The sequence below is a fragment of the Lysobacter sp. OAE881 genome, from assembly GCF_040546665.1.
GTDB classification, from domain to species: Bacteria; Pseudomonadota; Gammaproteobacteria; order Xanthomonadales; family Xanthomonadaceae; genus Lysobacter_J; species Lysobacter_J soli.
Map to the genome: position 1 here is coordinate 1,864,397 of NZ_JBEPOG010000001.1, position 19,607 is coordinate 1,884,003.

Consider the following 19,607-nt stretch of genomic DNA (forward strand, 5'->3'; position numbering starts at 1 on the left):
CAAGGACGTTGCGGTTGTTGCGGTGTAGCGGGAGCGTGCGGTCCGGAACTCAGCCATCGTTGGCCGCCGGCTCGTCGAACTCGCTGCTCAGTTCGATCTCTTCCCCGTCCTTGAGCAGCGCGAGCGACTTGACGTAGATCGGTGCGAACGGTGCCTCCTGCACGATCTCCACCAGCTGTTCCTTGGCCAGCGTGAGCATGCCCAGGAACGTGACCACGATGCCGAGCTTGCCTTCCTCGGCAGTGAACAGCGTTTCGAAGCGCTGGAACGTGCCGTCCTTCAGCCGTTCCAGCAGCTCGCCCATGCGCTGGCGGACGCTGAGCGCATCGCGCTTGATCGCGTGCTGGGTGAACAGCTCGGCGCGCTTGAGCACGTCGTGCAGCGCCAGCAGCATTTCCTTCAGCTCCACCGGCGGCGGCAGCCGCACCGACGCGCGGTCCGGGACGAAGGCCTGCACCGGCGCGGTATCGCGATCCAGCCGGGGCAGGCTGTCGATGTCCTCGGCGGCCTTCTTGAAACGCTCGTATTCCTGCAGGCGGCGGACCAGCTCGGCGCGCGGATCCTCTTCCTCGCCGACCTCGTTCACCGCGCGCGGCAGCAGCATGCGCGACTTGATCTCGGCCAGCATCGCGGCCATGACCAGGTAGTCGGCGGCCAGCTCGAAGCGCATCTCGTGCATGGCCTGGATGTAGTCGACGTACTGGCGGGTGATGTCCGCCACCGGGATGTCGAGGATGTCCAGGTTCTGCCGGCGGATCAGGTACAGCAGCAGGTCGAGCGGGCCTTCGAACGCCTCGAGGATGACCTCCAGCGCGTCCGGCGGGATGTAGAGGTCCTGCGGGATCTGCAGCACGGGCTGGCCATGCACCACCGCCAGCGGCATTTCCTGCTGCTGTGGCGCGGTGGAGGCCGGGGCGGCCACGGGTTGCGGATCGCTCGCGTCGGCTGCGCGTTCTTCGGTCATTCGGAGCCGGCCCCTCCGGGCCGTGGGCACTGCTATCGCTCAGGCTGGCGGTCGACGGACCACCGTGGATGCAACGGACTTGCTGGGTCGAACCCTGCCGGACAGATGCTGGTCCGGTCGGAACTCCCGTCAGGAAACCTTTCCTATATGTCGAACCTCAGGCCCTTACCGGACGACCAACGCCGGTGCGTCACGCGGGGGCGTGGCGGGCGATGGAGTTCGGGCTCGAGGCCGTCGGGGGCAGCGACGCACCGGGTGCGTGCGAGGCGACGGTGTGGGGATCCGGTCGCGTCGGGCCGCTGCAGCCGGCCTTGTGAAGGCAAGGGTACGGCCTCGTCCGGGCCGTGTCCAGCCGCGGGGCGACTACAATTCAGGTCGGTTCCCAATGGTTCGGAAGGACGCGCGACGGCATGTGGTACGTGATCGAAGGTTATGACGGCAACGATGTACTGGCCCAGCGGCTGGCGGCCCGCCCCGACCACCTGGCGCGCCTGACCGCGCTGCGCGATGCCGGGCGTCTGCTGCTCGCCGGCCCGTGCCCGGCAATCGATGCCGAGGATCCGGGCCCGGCCGGTTTCAGCGGCAGCGTCGTCATCGCCGAGTTCGAATCGCTCGATGCCGCCCGCGCCTGGGCCGACGCCGATCCCTACGTCGCCGCCGGCGTCTACCAGCGCGTGGAGGTCCGGCCATTCCGCAAGGTGCTGCCGTGAGCCTGCCGCGCGAGCAGCGGGTCGGCGCCATCCGCGCCGCGCTCGAGGCCGCACTCGCGCCGCTGTCGCTCGAGATCGAGGACGAAAGCCACCGCCACGCCGGCCATGCCGGGGCGGCCGACGGGCGAGGGCACTTTCGCGTCGACGTGGTGAGCGAGGCCTTCGCCGGCCTCGGGCCGATCGCCCGTCACCGGGCGGTCTACGCCGCCCTGGGCGACTTGATGACGACCGACATCCATGCGCTTTCCATCCGGGCGCGGACCCCGGCCGAGGCAAACTGAGTCCGGATCCGAATTCCAGCGACAGTGCCGCGCTGCAACATCCGGCGGTCGATTTGCCTGCAAGAACGCCGACGAAGCCGACGTTTGCGGTGGTCGCGTAACACCAGCTTTACACTTGAAATTGGAAACGTTTACAGTCCGCGCGCATTGTCCGCACAGGCCCTGACAGCGTGCCGAGCGTAACCATCAAAGACGTCGCCCGCGTCGCGCAGGTCTCCGTGGCCACCGTCTCGCGAGCCCTCAACGGCCATGGGAACGTCGCCGAAGACGTCCGCAATCGCGTCTTCGCGGCGGCGCAGGAACTGCGCTACACCCCGCACGCCGCCGCACGCAGCCTCAGCAGCCGCCGCACGCAGACGCTCGGCGTAGTGTTGCCCGACCTGCACGGCGAGTTCTTTTCCGAGCTGATGCGCGGCATCGACCAGGTCGCCCGCGCCAAGCGGCTGCACCTGCTGGTATCGAGCTACCACGGCAATCCGGACGAGCAGGGCGCCGCACTGCGCGCGATGCGCGGCCGCGTCGATGGGCTGCTGGTCCTGTCGCCGTTCGCCGAAACGCCGACGTTGCTGGGCGAACACCTCGATCCCTCGCTGCCGACGGTGCTGATCAACAGCCAGTCGGGGCTCGACGGCGCGGCCGTCCTGCGCGTGGACAACCACGGCGGCGCGGTGGCGATGGTCGAACATCTCGTCGCGTCGGGGCATCGCAGCATCGCCTTCATCGCAGGTCCCGCCGACAACTTCGATGCGCACGAGCGTCTTCGCGGTTATCGCGATGCGCTCGCGCGCCTGCTGCCCGGCACGCCCGAATGGGTGTTGCAGGGCGACTTCGACGAAGCGTCCGGCCATCGCGCCGGACGTGAGCTGATCGACGCGTCGAGGCGCCCCGATGCCGTGTTCGCCGCCAACGACATGATGGCGCTCGGCTGCCTGTTCGCGTTCGCGCACGATGGCCTGCGCGTGCCGGACGACATCGCCGTGGCCGGCTTCGACGACATCCCGCTTGCACGCTACGTGCACCCGGCCCTCACGACCATTCGCGTCAACATCGCCGAACTCGGCGCGCGCGCTGCGCGATTGCTCATCGCGCAGATCGCCGGAGAAGCGGCCGACGAAGCGCCCGCGTCTTCCAGCGAGCTGCTGGAAACCGGGCTCATCGTGCGCGAATCGAGCGGTTCCCGCCCACCTCCGCGTTCTCCGTGACGGCCTGTGCCCCGGGACGTCACGGTTCCTTGTGTCTGTTCGCTGTAAACGATTCCACGTGGTTCGACATGCTTTTGGAGAGAGGAAGCATATGAATTCGAGGTTCCCCCGACATCCGACGCGCCGGCTGCTCGCCTGCGCCCTTGCCAGCTGCCTGGTCGTCGCCGCCCCCGCGGTGATGGCGCAAAGCACCTCGGCGACCATCCGCGGCCAGATCACGGTCGATTCGGCGCCTGCGACCGAAGCCCAGATCACCGCGACCAACACCGCCACCGGCCTCACCCGAAAAGTGCAGGCGGCGAACGGCACCTACAACCTTGGTGGCCTGCCGCCGGGTACGTACCGCATCGACGCGGTCGCCAACGGGCAGACGACGACGAGGACCGTGACGCTGCAGGTCGGCCAGACGGCGACGATCAACCTGTCCGCCGGCGGACTTCCCGAAACCGCGCCGGCCGGTGATGCGACCACCGTCGACGCCGTCACCGTGACCAGCGAAGTGGTCGCGGAAACCAAGACGTCGGAAATCGCCACCTACGTCACCAACAAGCAGATCGAATCGCTGCCGCAGGGCACGCGCAACTTCCTCGCCTTCGCCGACCTCGCGCCGGGCGTGGCGTTCGAAACCGGCAATGAAGGCTCCACGCGCATCAAGTCCGGCGCGCAGAACGCCAACGGCATCAACGTCTACATCGACGGCGTCGGCCAGAAGGATTACGTGCTGCGCGGCGGCATCAGCGGCCAGGATTCCAGCCGCGGCAATCCGTTCCCGCAGTCGGCCATCGGCGAGTACAAGGTCATCACGCAGAACTACAAGGCCGAGTACGACCAGCTGAGCAGTGCGGCGATCGTCGCCACCACGCGCTCGGGCACGAACAATTTCGAAGGCAGCTTCTTCTGGGACTACACCTCCACCGACTGGCGCACGCCGACGGTGTTCGAAGAGCGCGCCGACGACAAGGTGCAGACCAAGGAAGAGCAGTACGGCGCGACCTTCGGCGGCCCGATCCTGCGCGATCGCGCGCATTTCTTCCTGTCGTACGAAGCCAAGGAATACGAGTCGCCCCGCACGCTCACGCCGGGCCGCGGCTACTCCATCGACCAGTTGCCGGACTTCCTGCAGGCCGAAGCCGGCACGGGCCTGTTCAACGCACCGTTCAAGGAAGACCTGTACTTCGGCAAGGTCGACTGGCTGATCGGCGAGAACCACTACTTCGAGCTGACCGGCAAGTACCGCGACGAGGAAGAGCTGACCAACACCGGCGGCCAGAACCTGCCCAGCTACGCCACCAACAAGCTCAACGAGGAAACGCGCGCGGACCTGCGCTACCAGTACACCAACGGTCCGTGGCTCAACGATTTCCACCTGACGTACGAGGACTCGACGTTCAACCCGAGCCCGTATACCAGCGGCATCGCGTACATCCTCAGCAACCGCAGCGACAACGGAAACGCCGATTTCAACAACGTCATCGTGCGCAGCGGCGGCGGTTCTGACTTCCAGGACAAGGGGCAGAAGGGTTACGGCATCCAGAACGACCTGACCTTCACCGGCTTCCAGGGCCACACGCTGAAGATGGGCGTGAAGTTCAAGGACGTCGATGTCGACGCCACCGAGCGCCAGCCGTACTACCCGCAGTTCACCTATGACGTCGGCACGAGCCTGACGCAGCCGATCCACGTCAAGTTCGGCACCGCGCTTCCGGGCGTGGGCGACGGCTCGGCGTCGTCGTCGAACAAGCAGTACGGCATCTATTTCCAGGACGACTGGGAGGTCAACGACAAGCTGATCCTCAACCTCGGCCTGCGCTACGACTACGAGAAGAGCCCGACGTACCTGGATTACGTCACGCCGGCCGACGTCGCCGCCGCGCTGCGCAACTCCACCGCGATCAACAACCCGAACTCGGGCATCAACGTCGAGCGTTACATCAGCAACGGCAGCAACCGGAAGTCCTTCAAGGACGGCTGGCAGCCGCGCCTTGGCTTCTCGTACGACCTGTTCGCCAACCAGGAACACGTGATCTACGGCGGCGCCGGCCGCGCGTACGACCGCAACCTGTTCGACTGGCTGCAGCTGGAGATCACCAAGTCGACGTTCCCGACGACCGACATCGATTTCCGTCTCGCCGACGGCTCGTGCCCGCGTCCTTTGCCGTCGCCGGGCACGCCGTGCATCGACTGGAGCGACGCGTACTTCGATCCGGCGGTGCTGTCGACGCTCGCGTCTCAGACGGGCCTTGGGCGCGAAGTCTTCATGCTCGACAACAACCTCAAGACGCCGTACTCCGACCAGTTCAGCCTCGGCATGCGCAACCAGGTCGGCGACTGGCTGACCGACGTGACGATCTCGCGCGTGGAGAGCAAGGACGGCTTCGTGTTCCTGCTCGGCAACCGCCAGGCGGACGGCTCGTTCTTCCGCCCGGGCTTCAGCTGGGGTCCGCCGTGGGGGCAGGGTTTCGCGCCCTTCGGCAACCTGATCCTGGGCACCAACGGGCTTGAGACCAAGACCAACGCGCTGTACCTGAAGGCCGAAAAGCCGTACACGGCCGAATCCGGCTGGAGCGTGACGGTCGCCTACACCTACCTCGACGCGCGCGAGCAGCGCGAATCGCCGGAGGTGTTCTCGCTCGATTACCCGACGGTGGCCGCACTGGGCTGGCATGACGCCGAGGTGCCGGAGCATCGCCTGGTCGCCACCGGCATCTACGACGGCCCGTGGAACACGACGCTATCGGCCAAGCTGACGTTGACCTCGCAGCCGCCGCGCTACTTCGTGAACTGCGTGAACGTCGACCAGCCGGACAACTGCTTCATCGACCAGTACAAGCCGGATGGCACGTATGGCAGCAAGCAGTTCGACATCGCGGCCATGAAGGAATTCGACACGGGAGCAGGATTCAAGATGTGGGCCCGCGCCGACATCCTGAACGTATTCGACTGGGCGAACTACAACAGTTACCAGGATTACCCCGGTGGCTTCAATTCGCCCAACCCCGAATTCGGCATCCCGCTTGCACAGGCCCTGCCAACCCGTACCTTCAAGCTCTCGCTAGGCTTCAACTTCTGACCCGGGCCGCCGGCCGCCTTCTCGTCGGGGCGGTCGGCGGTTTCGTGGTACGGCCTTCGCCCGGATGGGCAAGGCACGGCGACTTCCATTCGACAAGATGGCGTGGTGATGTTCGATTCGATACGACGCAGCGTGGGGACTGCATCGCTGGTGGCGGTGCTCGTGTTCATTTCCGGATGCAAGCAGGAAGGGCCGGCGTCCAAGGCGTTCCCGATCGCGTCCGCGCCGCCTGTCGAGGTGGAGCCGTTGAAGCCGACCAAGCTCGAACTGCCGCCGCTGTTCCGCGACGTCGAAAAGCGCACGTTCCAGTTCTTCTGGGACACCACCAACGAAGTGAACGGGCTCACGCCCGACCGCTATCCCTCGCGCCCGTTCGCGTCGATCGCCTCGGTCGGCTTCGCGCTGACCGCGTATCCGATCGGCATCGAGAACGGCTGGGTCAGCCGCCGCCAGGCGGTGGATCGCACGCTCACCACGCTGAAGTTCTTCCGCGACATTCCGTCGGGTCCGCAGGCGGAAGGGAAGGGCGCCTACAACGGCTTCTACTACCACTTCCTCGACATGGACACTGGCGCCCGCTACCAGAGCTGGGTCGAGCTTTCGAGCGTCGACACCGCGCTGCTGATGATGGGCGTGCTGTTCGCGCAGAGTTACTACGATCGCGACGATCCGCGCGAGAAGGAAATCCGCGACCTCGCCGACACGCTCTACAAGCGCGTGGACTGGCCGTGGCTGCAGCGCAACGCGCCGCTGATCTCGATGGGCTGGTTCCCCGAAAGCGGCTTCATCCAGCACGACTGGACCGGCTACAACGAAGCGATGATGCTCTACATCCTCGCGATGGGATCGCCGACGCATCCGGTGGCGCCGGAGTCGTGGTCGGTGTGGACGCGCACGTACAACGATTCGTGGGGCGTCTACCAGGGCGAGGAATACCTGTCGTTCGGCCCGTTGTTCGGCCATCAGTACAGCCACGTCTGGATCGATTTCCGCGGCATCCAGGACGACTACATGCGCGAGCGCGGCATCGACTATTTCGAGAACAGCCGCCGCGCGGCGTACGCGCAGCGCGCCTACGCCATCGCCAATCCCATGAAGTGGAAGGACTACGGCCCGGAAGTGTGGGGCCTGACCGCCAGCGACGGTCCGCAGCAGACGTTGCAGGAATTCCGCGGCGAGCAGCGACAGTTCCGCCACTACTCCGCGCGCGGCGCCGGCCTGCGCGACACGTTCGACGACGGCACCATCGCGCCGACCGCGGCGATCGCGTCGCTGCCGTTCGCTCCGGAAATCGTCATTCCTTCGACCGTCGCGATGCACGAGCGCTACGGCGAATACCTGTATTCCAGCTACGGCTTCCTGGATTCGTTCAACCGCAGCTTCGACTTCGACATTCCGCTGAAGACCGGCCGCCTCGTGCCGGGCGAAGGCTGGGTCGCCAGCGACTACATCGGCATCGACCAGGGGCCGATCCTGGCGATGATCAGCAACTACCGCAACGAGTTCGTCTGGAACGTGATGAAGCGGAACAAGTACATCCGCGATGGATTGCAGAAGGCGGGCTTCAAGGGCGGCTGGCTGGAACCGGCGAAGGAAGGCGAAGCCGCGCCGACGCAGCCCAAGCCGCAGACGCAGGCGGAAAAGGACGCCGCGACGGCGCGCGCGCTGGGTGAAGCCGAGTCGCGCGTGAACCGTGCCTCGCAGACGCCGCAGCCGGCACCGGCGCCGGAACCGAAGACGAAGTGAGCGGGCGAACGCCACGGCGGATCACGGCGCGTGCGTTCATCGCGTCGATCGTGCTGTGCGCGCTCGTCGCACTCGTCGGATGCAAAAGCGAACGTGACGACCGCACCGTCGTGCGCTTCTGGGCCATGGGATTCGAAGGCGAGATGGTCCGCCAGCTCATCCCCGATTTCGAACGCGCCAACCCCGGCATCCGCGTCGAAGTGCAGCAACTGCCGGTCACCGCCGCGCACGAGAAGCTGCTGACCGCGTTCGCCGGCGACGGCCTGCCGGACGTGTGCGGCCTCGGCAACACGTGGCTGGCGGAATTCGTGGAACTGCGCGCCGTCGCGCCGCTGGAGCCGTTCCTCGCGCGCACGCCGACGATGCCGGCGAACGACTACTTCAGCGGCTCGTGGGATACGGGCCTCATCGGCGGCCATGTCTATGCGGTGCCGTGGTACGTCGAGACCCGCCTGCCGTTCTATCGCAAGGACATCCTCGAAGCCTCCGGCGTGAAGCAGGTGCCGCGCACGTGGGCCGAATGGAACGACGCGATGGCCGCGGTGAAGCGACACGTCGGGCCCGATCGCTACGCGATCCACCTTCCGCTGAACGAATACGAGCCGCTGCTCAATCTGGCGATCCAGCAGCCAGATCCGCTGCTGCGCGACGACGGACGCTACGGCAATTTCCGCAGCGCCGGCTTCAAGCGCGCGCTGACGTTCTACAACGACATCTTCGCGCGCAAGTGGGCGCCGGCCTTCGCCAACACGCAGATCGCCAACGTCTGGAACGAGTTCGGCCGCGGCTTCTTCACCTTCTACGTCAACGGCCCCTGGAACATCGCCGAGTTCCGCAAGCGTCTGCCGCCGGAACTGGAAGGCAAGTGGGGCACGATGCCGCTCCCCGGTCCGGACGGGCCCGGCGCGTCGGTCGCGGGCGGCGCGAGTTTCGTCGTGTTCGAACAGTCCAAGCACAAGGACGCGGCGTGGAAGCTCGTCGCGTATCTGTCCGATCCGCAGGTGCAGGTGCGTTTCCACTCGCTCACCGGCAACCTGCCGCCGCGGCGAAGCGCATGGGCCGGTAGCGAAGCGCTGGCGGCGGACCCGTTCACGCTGCCTTTCCGCGAGCAGCTCGAACGCGCCAGGCCCGCGCCGAAGGTGCCCGAGTGGGAGCGCATCGCGCAGGAGCTGCGGATCGTCGGCGAGCAGATGGTCGCCGGGCGGTATACCGTGGACGAAGCGGCAGCCGAGCTCGATCGCCGTGCCGATGCGATCCTCGAAAAGCGCCGCTGGATGCTCGAACAGCACGCCGCCGGAGGTGCGCGATGAACGCCATGCCACGCGTCAGCGCGTCCACCGCGGGCTGGGTGTTCGCCGCGCCCGCGCTGACGGTGATCGGCGTGTTCTTCGGCCTGCCGGTGCTCGCCGCGTTCGCGCTGAGCCTGACCGATTTCGACATCTACTCGCTTGCGGACCTGTCGAACCTGCGCTTCGTTGGCCTCCACAACTACGCGACGCTGCTGCAGGATCCGCTGTTCTGGAAGGCGCTTGGCAACACGATGTACTTCGTCGTGGTCGGCGTGCCGCTGTCGATCGCGGTGTCGCTCGGCGCGGCGCTGCTGCTGCACGCGAAGAGCGCGCGCTTCAAGCCGTTCTTCCGCACTGCGTACTTCGCGCCGGTGGTGACGACGGTCGTCGCGGTCGCGGTGATCTGGCGTTATCTGTTCCACACGCGCTATGGCCTGGTGAACTGGGGCCTGACGTCGATCGGCCTGGATCCCATCGACTGGCTCGGCGATCCAACGTGGGCGATGCCGACGATCATCCTGTTCGCCGTGTGGAAGAACTTCGGCTACAACATGATCATCTTCCTCGCGGGCCTGCAGTCGATCCCGGAGGACCTCTACGAAGCCGCGCGCATCGATGGCGCCACGCCCGCGCAGCAGTTCTGGAACGTGACGCTGCCGCAGCTGGGCCCGGTGCTGCTGATGGTGAGCATCCTGACGTTGTCGGGCTACTTCCAGCTGTTCGCCGAGCCTTACGTCATCACGCAGGGCGGGCCGCTGGAGAGCACGGTCAGCGTGCTGTATCTGATGTACGAACAGGGCTTCAAGTGGTGGAACCTCGGCAACGCGTCGGCGGTGGCGTTCCTGCTGTTCGCGCTGATGTCGGTGGCGACCAGCGGCCTGCTCTGGTTCGCTCGGCGCAAGGGAGCAGAAGCATGAGCCCGCGTCTGGCGAAGGCAATCGTCAACGGGCTGATGATCGCGCTCGCGGTGATCAGTCTTGCGCCGCTGCTGTGGATGCTGTCGGTGTCGTTCATGCAGCCGGGCGAAGCGGCGCATTTCCCGCCGCCGCTGCTGCCCGCCGCGCCGACGCTGCACAACTACCACGAGCTGTTCGCGCGTGCGGGCATGGGGCGTTACCTGCTCAACAGCGCGATGATCGCCACCGCGGCCACGCTGATCGCGCTGCTGCTCAACACGATGGCCGGCTATGCGTTCGCCAAGCTGAAGTTCGCCGGGCGCGAGCGCGTGTTCCGCCTGCTGCTGGCCGCGCTGATCATCCCGGCGCAGGTCACGATGATGCCGCTGTTCCTGATGCTCAAGCAGATGGGGCTGGTGAACACGTACGCCGGCGCGATCGTGCCGCTGATGGCGAGCGTGTTCGGCATCTTCCTGGTGCGCCAGTACGCGCGCTCCATTCCCGACGAACTGCTCGAAGCGGCCCGCATCGACGGCGCGAGCGAGACGCGCATCTTCTTCCAGATCGTGCTGCCGGTACTCAAGCCGATCCTCGTCACGCTGGCGATCTTCGTCTTCCTCGGCGCGTGGAACGACTTCATGTGGCCGTTGATCGTGCTGAGCGACGCGGGGCATTTCACCCTGCCGGTCGCGCTGGCGTCGCTGTCGCGCGAGCACGTGCAGGACAACGAGATGATGATGGCCGGATCGGTGGTGACGGTGTTGCCGGTGCTGATCCTGTTCCTGGCGCTGCAGCGCTACTACCTGCAGGGCCTGCTGGTCGGCAGCGTGAAGGGGTGAGGATGGCAAGGCGTTTCGCTTGGGCGTTCGCGCTCGTTCCGGTGATGGCGTTCGCGCAGGGGGTTGGCGAGATCCGCGTGTTGGACGATTTCGAATCGACCACGCCGTGGCAGGTCGTCACCTCCGATCAGGTGAGCGGGACGCTGCGCACCGTGCCGGGCGCCGACGGCCAGGCCGTGTGCCTGGACTACGACTTCAACGGCGTGTCCGGTTATGCCGGATTGACGCGTGAAATTCCGATCGATTATCCGGACAACTACGCGTTCTCGTTCCAGTTGCGCGGCGATTCGCCGCCGAACGACCTCCAGTTCAAGGTCGTCGACGAGAGTGGCGACAACGTGTGGTGGGTCAACAAGCCGCGTTACGACTTCCCGAAGACGTGGACGCCGGTCGTCTACAAGCAGCGCCACATCACTCGCGCGTGGGGCCCGGCGCCGGACCCCACGCTGCGGCATAGCCGCAGGATCGAATTCACGATCTACAACAGCGTCGGCGGCAAGGGTTCGGTGTGTTTCGACCAGCTGGCGTTCCGCAAACTCGCGCCGCAGGACAACTCGCCGCTGGCCGGCACCGCAAGCGCGACAGCGGAAACCCGCAACGGACTGGCACGTGCCGCGATCGACGATGCGCCCGACACCGCATGGCGAGCCGACGTAGGCGCGAAGCAGGCGCCGCAGTTCACGCTCGACCTGCGCAAGCCGCGCGAGTTCGGCGGGCTCGTCCTCGACTGGTTGTCGGGCGAACACGCGAGCGATTACCGCATCGAGTTGTCGGACGGCGGCGCGACCTGGCGAACGGCGCGCGAGGTGCGCGGTGCCGACGGCGGGCGCGATCACATCGCGCTGCCCGAATCCGAAGCGCGCTTCGTCCGCCTGACGCTGCTGAAAGCGCCGGCAGGCCGCATCGCGCTTTCGCGCTTGCAGGTGATGCCGCTGGCGTTCGCCGCGACGCCCAACGATTTCGTCCGCTCCGTTGCGAAAGACGCACCGCGTGGCCGCTGGCCGCGGGGCTTCTTCGGCGAACAGCCGTACTGGACGATCCTCGGTCTCGACGGCGGCATCGAGCAGGGCCTGATCGGCGAAGACGGCGCCATCGAAACCGGCAAGGGCGGCTTCAGCATCGAACCGTTCGTGGTGAGCGACGGCACGCTGGTGACGTGGGCCGACGTGAAGACCACGCAGTCGCTGCAGGATAGCTACCTGCCGATCCCGTCGGTGCATTGGCAGCACGCGGACTTCGCGCTCGACACCACCGCCTTCGCGCACGGAACGCGCGATGACTCGCATCTCACCGCGCGCTACGTGCTTCGCAACACGAGCGATCGCCCGCGCCGATACGTCTTCGCGCTGGCGGCGCGGCCGATGCAGGTGAATCCGCCGACGCAGTTCCTCAGCACGGTTGGTGGCGTCAGCGAGATCCGTTCGATCAGCGCGAGCGCCGACACCATCACCGTTGCCGGCCGTTTCCCGGTGCAAGCGGGCAGGGCCGCCGATTCCGCGTTCGTCAGCCGCTTCGACGAAGGTGAAGTGGTGCAGCGGCTCGCGCGCGCGGACTGGGCGTCGTTCTGTTCGAAGGGCTGCGAACGCAAGGCGTTCGGTGCCGTGGAGAACCAGGTCGAGGACGCGACCGGGCTGGCGTCCGGCGCGCTGCTGTATGCGGTCGAGCTCGCGCCCGGACAGTCGCGCGAATTCGACTGGAGCGTGCGCCTCACCGGACGCGATATGGCGACTCCGAAGACCATCGACGCCGCGAAGGCACAGGACGCCACAGCGGCCCTCTGGCGCGGCAAGCTTGACCGCGTGCAGATTCAGGTTCCCGAACAAGGCCAGCACGTCGTCGATACGCTGCGCACCGCGCTCGCGCACATGCTGATCAGCCGCATCGGTCCGCGTCTGCAACCGGGCACACGCTCGTATTCGCGCGCGTGGATCCGCGATGGCGCGATGATCGGCGAAGGCCTGCTGCGCATGGGACGTGAGGACGTCGCGGCCGAATTCCTGCGCTGGTACGCGCCGTACCAGTTCGACAACGGCAAGGTGCCGTGCTGCGTGGACGACCGCGGCAGCGATCCGGTACCGGAAAACGACAGCCACGGCGAGCTCATCTTCACCATCGCCGAGGTGTACCGCTTCAACCGCGATCGCGCGATGCTGCAGGCGATGTGGCCGCACGTGGTCGGCGCGTTCGACTACATGGAGAAGCTCCGACTGTCCGAACGCACCGAGGCCAACCGCGCACGCAACCCGGCGTTCTACGGAATGATGCCGGCGTCGATCAGTCACGAAGGCTATTCGGCCAAGCCGATGCATTCGTACTGGGACAACTTCTGGGCGCTGCGCGGCTACAAGGATGCGGTCGAGATCGCGCAGTGGCTCGGCAAGGACGCCGACGCGAAACGCTTTGCCGCGTCGCGCGATCAATTCCGCGACGACCTGTACGCGTCGCTGCGCAGCGCGACGCAGCAGCACGGCATCGACTTCCTACCGGGCGCGGCGGAACTCGGTGATTTCGATGCGACCTCGACCACGATCGCGCTCGCGCCGGGCGGCGAGCAGGGTCGTCTTCCGCAGGACCTGCTCACCAACACGTTCGAACGCTATTGGCGCGAGTTCGTGGCGCGTCGCGACGGCACGCGCGAATGGAAGGACTACACGCCGTACGAGCTGCGCACGATCGGCACGTTCGTGCGGCTCGGCTGGCGCGATCGCGCGCACGAGGCGCTGGATTTCTTCTTCGCCGACCAGCAGCCGCGTGCATGGAACCAGTGGGCCGAAGTCGTCTCGCGCACGCCGCGCAAGCCGTTCTTCGTCGGCGACCTGCCGCATGCGTGGGTCGGGTCGGATTACGTGCGTTCGGCGCTGGACCTGTTTGCGTATTCGCGCGACCTGGATGACACGCTCGTCGTCGCCGCCGGGATTCCCGCGGACTGGCTGGCGGGCGAGGGCGTCAGCGTGGCGAACCTGCGCACGCAGTACGGCCCGGTGGGCTACAGGCTGCGCGAGTCCGACGGGGCGTTGATGCTCGACATCGCGCCGGACACCCGGCTGCCGCCGGGCGGCATCGTGTTCACCTGGCCGTACGATACCGCGCCCGGCGCGACCACCATCGACGGCAAGCCGGCGCAGTGGCACGACGGCGAACTGCGCATCGGGCGCGCCGGCGCACGCGTGCGGGTGGCGCTGCGCTGAACGGCACGGGCTGGGCGGCGTCGCGTTGACGCCGTCTGGACCTTCGCTGCGGCAACGTTCGAGCCTCCGCAGCATGAAGTGCGGCCCTTGGCCCGGATCCCCCAACGCGTTCTTCCAGCCGACGAGCGTGCGCGCCAGCACGCGCTGGACCGCTACCACGTGGTCGACACCCCCACCGAGACGGTCTACGACGATCTGGTCCGCGCCGCCGCGCACCTGTGCGGCGCACCGATCGCGCTGTTGTCGCTGATCGATCGCGAACGCCAGTGGTTCAAGGCGCGCGTCGGCCTGGCCGAGCACGAAACACCGCGCAACGTCGCGGTCTGCGCGCACGCGATCCTGCAGCCGGGCGAGCTGATGGAAGTGAGCGACCTCGCGCGCGATCCCCGCTTCGCGTTCCTTCCGATCGTGATCGGCGAGGTGCGCGCCCGCTTTTACGCGAGCATGCCGCTCACGACCGCCGACGGGCAGGCGATCGGCACGTTGTGCATCGTCGACCGCCAGCCGCGCACGCTCGACGGAGAACAGCGCGAGTGGCTGCATTCGCTGGGCCGCATCGCGATGGGCCTGCTGGACGGGCATGCGCGCCGCTACCAGGACGAAGTCCGCGCCGCGCTCGACCCGCCGCGCGCGCCGCAGCCGGAGCCGGAAGCGAAGGCGAAGGAGAACTACCGCATCGCCATCCTGGAAGTGCAGCGCTACGCGGCCGCGGTGGAAAGCAGTGGCGAGCGCACCGTCGACAAGGCGTTGGCGGCGCTGGAATCGCGCTTCGAAGCCTGCATGGACCTGGAGGCCGGCGATCGCGTGAACCGCGTGAGCGAAAGCGCGGAGTTCGTCGCCGTACTGATGGGCGATGCGGGCGAAGCGCGTCTGGACGCGCTGCTGGCCGTCGCCGCGGCGGAACCTTCGCAGAGCGGGTTGGCGGTGCTCGTGGGCAGCGCGGTTTCGACGCACGGCGACGAAGCGCTCGGCGCGGTGTTCCTGCGCGCCGAAGCCGACCTGAGCCGCCAGAAGGACGCGGCCGGCGAGTCGCCGGCCTGAACCCGATTACTGCTTCTTCGCCGGCGCCATCGGTTTGGCGTTGACCGCGCTGCCGTCGGTAAGCAGTGCGTTCGGCGCGAGCACGACGGTGTCGTTCGCCGCGACGCCCGACAGCACTTCGATGTCGTTGCCGAGGTTGCGGCCGAGCGTGACGTCGTGGAAGGCGAGCTTGCCGTCCTGCACCGTCGCCACCTGCGCCACCGTGCCGCGCTGCACGACGGTCGACACCGGCACCACGATCGCCGGCACCGCACGCGTGAGGTGCAGCGCGACGCTGCCGACCATGCCGGCGGGGATGCGGCTGTCGGGATTGGGCAGGCGCAACTCGGTGCGCATCACGCCGGCATCGCGCGAGATCGCCTGCGCGCTGCGCACGACCTGCGCCTTGAACGTCTGGCCCGGCAGCTCGGGGAAGGTGACGTCGCCTTCGACGCCCGGCTGGATCTGCAGCGCCACGTTCTGCGGGACGTCGACGACCACGCGCAGCGGATCGAGCGCGTTCACCTCGAACATCGGCTGCGCGCTGGCGACATCGCCCACCACGCGATCGCCGCGTTCGACGTTGCGCGCGACCACCACGCCGGAGAACGGCGCGCGCACGGTCTGGAAACCCTGGCGTTCGCGTGCGGCCGCCAGACGTGCCTCGGCGGCGCCACGCGCGGCCACGGCGACGTCGAAGTTCGCCTTGCGATCGCTGTAGAGCTCCTTCGAGATCGCGCCCGAACCGATCAACACCTGCGCGCGGTCGTAGTTCACCTTCGCCAGTTCCTGGTCCGCTTTCGCCTGCGCGAGCACGGCGGCGGCTTCGCGGACCGCCTGGTCGGATTCCGGCGCGGAGATCACGGCCAGCACCTGGCCGGCGACGACCTTGTCGCCGAGGTCGACGCGGCGTTCGCTGACGAAGCCGGTCGCACGCGGATAGAGCTGCGCCGATTCGCCGGCCAGCGCACGCGCGGGCAGGCGCAGTTCGAACGCGGCGTCGGCGGGCTTGGCTTGCACCGTGAGCACGTCGGGAACCGACTGCGACGGCGTGGGCTCGGCCGAGCTGCGGTTGCAGCCCGACAGCGCGAGCGCGACCCAGAGCGCGGTCAGGGTGAAGGTCGCGCCCCGCGTGGTGATGCGCGCGTGGGAGGGGGCGGTCGTCATGGCGTGGCTCCTGCCTCGGCGTCTGCGGTGCCGGGGGTGTCGTCGGGATGGGCGGCGTGACGCGCGGCGGCCGGCATGCGGCGGCCGAGCACGGCAAGGATGGACGGAACGAGGATCAGCGTGGCGGGCGTGCCGAACAGCAGGCCGCCGATGACGGCGCGGCCGAGCGGCGCGTTCTGTTCGCCGCCTTCGCCCAGGCCCAGCGCCATCGGGATGATGCCCAGCACCATCGCGCTCGCCGTCATCAGAACCGGGCGCAGGCGCACCGCGGCGGATTCGTACGCGGCAAGTTCGGGGTCGTGGCCGTCGGCGACCAGTCCGCGCGCGAAGCTGGTGACCAGCACCGAGTTCGCGGTGGATACGCCGATCACCATCATCACGCCCATCAGCGCCGGGACGCTCAGCGGCGTGCCGGTGACGAACAGGCCGATGGCGGCGCCGGCGATGGCGATCGGCAGGCCCGACATCGCCACCAGCGGCTGGATCCACGACTGGAAGTTCACCACCAGCACGAGGAAGACGAGCGCGGCCGACATCAGCAGGCCCGCGGCGAGTTCGCCGTACGCGCTCTGCATCTCGCCGGCCTGGCCGACGATCTCGATGCGGTTGCCCGGCTTAAGGCGCGATTCCAGCTGCTTGGTGATGCCGGTCAGCGCGTCGTGGACCGAACCGAGGTCCGTGCCTTCCACGTTCGCCAGCACGCTGATCGTCGGCGCGAGCGTGGTGCGCGCAAGGCTCGCCGGAACTTGCCGCGGCGTGACCGTCGCGATGTTCCGCAGCAGCACCGCCTGTCCGTCGCTGCCGATGCGCAGCGGCGCGTTGAGCAGCTCGTCGATGCTGGTCATGTTCACCGGCGGCGCCTGTACCTGCACGGTGTAGGCGAGCGCGTTGACGGTGTCGGTCCAGTACACCGGCGACACCGTGCCGGCCGAGCCGAGCACGGCGAGCACCGCGCGGCTGGCCTGCTGCGCATCAAGGCCGAGCTGCGCCGCGCGCGTGCGGTCGATGTGCACCTGGTATTCGGGCAGGTCGAGCACTTGGCGCAGCGCGACGTCCACCGCGCCCGGCACCCGGTGCAGGCGCTGTTCGATCTCGCGTGCGAGCGCGAGGTTGCCCGCGCTGTCGCGGCCGATGATGCGCACTTCGAACGCCGCGGCGGCCGAGCCCGCCAGCGTGCGGCTGGTCGCGTCCGGGGGGCGCTCGAACATCTTCACGTCGGGGAATTTCTCGGCGATGGCGTGGCGGATCCGCGACAGGTATTCGTGGCTCGGACCGTGCGGCGTCTTCAGCTGCAGCATGATCTCCGCTTCGAACGAACCCACCACGGCGCTGTCGACCAGCGACAGGTTCACCGCGTCGGGCACGCCGATCTGCTCGTAGACCGTCTGCAGTTCGTCCGGCGGCACGATCTTGCGGATCTCACGCTGGATGTCGGTCACGCGCGCGGCGGTCTGCTCCAGTCGCGTGCCGGACGGGAAGCGCACCTGGAAGCGCAACTGGCCCGCGTCGACGTGCGGGAAGTACTCGCGTCCCAGCGACACCGCCGACACGCCACCCAGGGCGATGACGAGCAGCGCGGCGATGGCGAGCACGCCGCCGTGGTGGCCGAGCTTCACCAGCAGCGCGTGGTGCTTGTCGCGCAGCGCATCGAGGCGATGTTCGACCGCGTGGTTGATCTTCAGCAGGGCCTTCTCCGGCGCCCAGCGCGGGTTCGCGCGCGACTGGATGTCGGCCGGCAGCAGCAGGTAGCACAGCACCGGGATCAGCGTTCGCGACAGCAGGAAGGACGCGAGCATCGCGAAGATCACCGCCAGCGCGAGCGGCGTGAACACCCATGCCGACAGGCCCGTCATCAGCAGGATCGGCGTGAGCACGATGCAGATGGCGATGGTCGAGACCATCTCCGGGAACACCACTTCCTTGGCGCTGTCGAGGATCGCGGTGCGCACGTCCTTTCCGAGCGCGATGTTGCGGTTGGTGTTCTCCACGTCCACCACCGCGTTGTCCACCAGGATGCCGATGGCGAGCGCCAGGCCGCCCAGCGTCATCACGTTGAACGTGTAGCCCAGCAGGCTGAGCATCGCGACCGACGCCAGCAGCGCCAGCGGAATGGCCGACAGCACGATCAGGCTCGAGCGCCACGATCCGATGAACACCAGCACGACCAGCGCGACGAGCAGGCCGACCAGCAGCGCCTCGTGGCGGATCGAACCGATGGCGTTGTCGACGAACACCGACTGGTCGAAGATCGGCTGGATGCGCGTGCCCGGCGGCGCGGAGGCTTCGATTTCCGGCAGGCGTTCGCGCACCGAACGCACCAGTTCCACCGCCGAGGCGTTGCCGAGCTTGATCAGCGCCACCGCGACCGCGCTGGAACCGTCCATGCGCGCGACGTTGGTCTGCAGCGCGCCGCCGTCGCGCACGGAGGCGATGTCGCGCACGTACACCAGCGTGCCGTTGCGCGACGCGACGGGGATGTCGAGGAAATCCGCCGCCGTCGCCGGGCTGGAATCGAGCGAGATCTGCATCTCGCGCGCGTTCTCGCGGATGGAACCGGACGGCAGCGTCGGGCTGCCGCGTTCCAGCGCGCCGGTGACATCGGCCGGCGTCAGACCGTAGGTCTGCAGCGCGGCGGGATTGAGGTCGACCATGATCTGCCGCGCCGCGCCGCCGTAGGGCAGCGACATGCGGATGCCGGGGATGGTCTGGATCTGCGAGCGCAGCTGCAGGCGCGCGTAGTCGTACAGCTGCGCCTCGGTGAGCGAGTCCGACGACAGCACCAGCATCAGCACCGGCGTGGACGAGACGTTGTTGCGGATCACCAGCGGCGGCGACGTGCCCGGCGGCATGCGGCGCAGGATCGTCTGCGACACCGACGTGATCTGGCCGAGCGCGCGGTCCAGGCTCACGTTCGGTTGGAAGTCGATGCGCACGATGCTCGCGCCGTTGATCGTGTCGGACCGGACCTCTTTCAGGTCGTCGACGGTGTTCATGATCGCCACCTCGGAGAACGAGGTGAGCTTGGCGGCCATGTCGGCGGCGGGCAGGCCGTTATAGGTCCAGACCAGGTTGACCGACGGGATGCCGACCTCCGGGAGGATGTCGGTCGGCATGCGCCGTGCGGCGAGCGTGCCGAACAGCAGGATCAGGATCGCGAGCACGCCGATGGTGTATCGGCGGCTCAGGGCGTACTGGACAATCCACATCGGGTGGCCGGCCTGTGCTGGGCGAAGCG

13 protein-coding genes are annotated in these 19,607 nt (G+C 67.6%); 10 read left to right on the plus strand and 3 right to left on the minus strand.

Translation table 11 applies throughout. The annotated features are described in order from the left end of the window. Positions 1 to 49: 49 nt before the first annotated feature. The gene (locus ABIE51_RS08785) at positions 50 to 964 is read right to left on the minus strand and encodes a segregation and condensation protein A (protein WP_115840614.1); all 915 of its coding nucleotides are present in this window, start codon (positions 962 to 964) and stop codon (positions 50 to 52) included. Between the two features lie 410 nt (positions 965 to 1,374). On the opposite strand from ABIE51_RS08785, the gene ABIE51_RS08790 reads away from it, so the two are divergent. From ABIE51_RS08790 to ABIE51_RS08835, 10 genes are all read left to right on the plus strand, one after another. Further along, positions 1,375 to 1,674, plus strand: a complete 300-nt coding sequence (locus tag ABIE51_RS08790) for a YciI family protein (RefSeq protein ID WP_115840613.1) — start codon at positions 1,375 to 1,377, stop codon at positions 1,672 to 1,674. A 2-nt stretch (positions 1,675 to 1,676) separates the two neighbouring features. Beyond that, the gene (locus ABIE51_RS08795) at positions 1,677 to 1,955 is read left to right on the plus strand and encodes a BolA family protein (protein ID WP_354504845.1); all 279 of its coding nucleotides are present in this window, start codon (positions 1,677 to 1,679) and stop codon (positions 1,953 to 1,955) included. Positions 1,956 to 2,125: 170 nt separating this feature from the next. Continuing rightward, positions 2,126 to 3,157 carry a LacI family DNA-binding transcriptional regulator gene (locus ABIE51_RS08800; RefSeq protein WP_192630435.1) on the plus strand — a complete coding sequence of 344 codons (1,032 nt, stop codon included), beginning with the start codon at positions 2,126 to 2,128 and terminating at the stop codon, positions 3,155 to 3,157. A gap of 91 nt (positions 3,158 to 3,248) precedes the next feature. Continuing rightward, positions 3,249 to 6,227, plus strand: coding sequence for a TonB-dependent receptor (locus tag ABIE51_RS08805; RefSeq protein WP_192630436.1), 2,979 nt, complete (start codon positions 3,249 to 3,251; stop codon positions 6,225 to 6,227). Between the two features lie 108 nt (positions 6,228 to 6,335). Further along, positions 6,336 to 7,973 (plus strand): glucoamylase family protein, encoded by a 1,638-nt coding sequence (locus ABIE51_RS08810; RefSeq protein WP_192630437.1) that lies wholly within the window; start codon positions 6,336 to 6,338, stop codon positions 7,971 to 7,973. Next, a complete protein-coding gene (locus ABIE51_RS08815; RefSeq protein WP_502913270.1) occupies positions 7,970 to 9,283 on the plus strand; it encodes a sugar ABC transporter substrate-binding protein in 1,314 nt (437 codons plus the stop codon). The genes ABIE51_RS08810 and ABIE51_RS08815 overlap by 4 nt, the downstream gene beginning before the upstream one ends. A 5-nt stretch (positions 9,284 to 9,288) precedes the next feature. Next, positions 9,289 to 10,179: a carbohydrate ABC transporter permease gene (locus ABIE51_RS08820; protein WP_192631652.1), complete on the plus strand. Its 891-nt coding sequence runs from the start codon at positions 9,289 to 9,291 to the stop codon at positions 10,177 to 10,179. Then, complete coding sequence (locus tag ABIE51_RS08825; protein ID WP_115840609.1) at positions 10,176 to 10,997, plus strand: carbohydrate ABC transporter permease; 822 nt, start codon at positions 10,176 to 10,178, stop codon at positions 10,995 to 10,997. Before ABIE51_RS08820 ends, ABIE51_RS08825 begins: the two co-directional genes overlap by 4 nt. A 2-nt stretch (positions 10,998 to 10,999) precedes the next feature. Then, positions 11,000 to 14,185 carry a discoidin domain-containing protein gene (locus tag ABIE51_RS08830; protein ID WP_354503866.1) on the plus strand — a complete coding sequence of 1,062 codons (3,186 nt, stop codon included), beginning with the start codon at positions 11,000 to 11,002 and terminating at the stop codon, positions 14,183 to 14,185. 87 nt (positions 14,186 to 14,272) lie between these two features. Continuing rightward, positions 14,273 to 15,226 carry a GAF domain-containing protein gene (locus ABIE51_RS08835; RefSeq protein WP_192630438.1) on the plus strand — a complete coding sequence of 318 codons (954 nt, stop codon included), beginning with the start codon at positions 14,273 to 14,275 and terminating at the stop codon, positions 15,224 to 15,226. A 6-nt stretch (positions 15,227 to 15,232) separates the two neighbouring features. Here the strand turns inward: ABIE51_RS08835 and ABIE51_RS08840 are convergent, their stop codons facing one another. Both ABIE51_RS08840 and ABIE51_RS08845 read right to left on the minus strand, forming a co-directional pair. Then, positions 15,233 to 16,372 carry an efflux RND transporter periplasmic adaptor subunit gene (locus ABIE51_RS08840; protein ID WP_192630439.1) on the minus strand — a complete coding sequence of 380 codons (1,140 nt, stop codon included), beginning with the start codon at positions 16,370 to 16,372 and terminating at the stop codon, positions 15,233 to 15,235. Continuing rightward, positions 16,369 to 19,578: an efflux RND transporter permease subunit gene (locus ABIE51_RS08845; RefSeq protein ID WP_192630440.1), complete on the minus strand. Its 3,210-nt coding sequence runs from the start codon at positions 19,576 to 19,578 to the stop codon at positions 16,369 to 16,371. The genes ABIE51_RS08840 and ABIE51_RS08845 overlap by 4 nt, the downstream gene beginning before the upstream one ends. Positions 19,579 to 19,607: the final 29 nt, after the last annotated feature.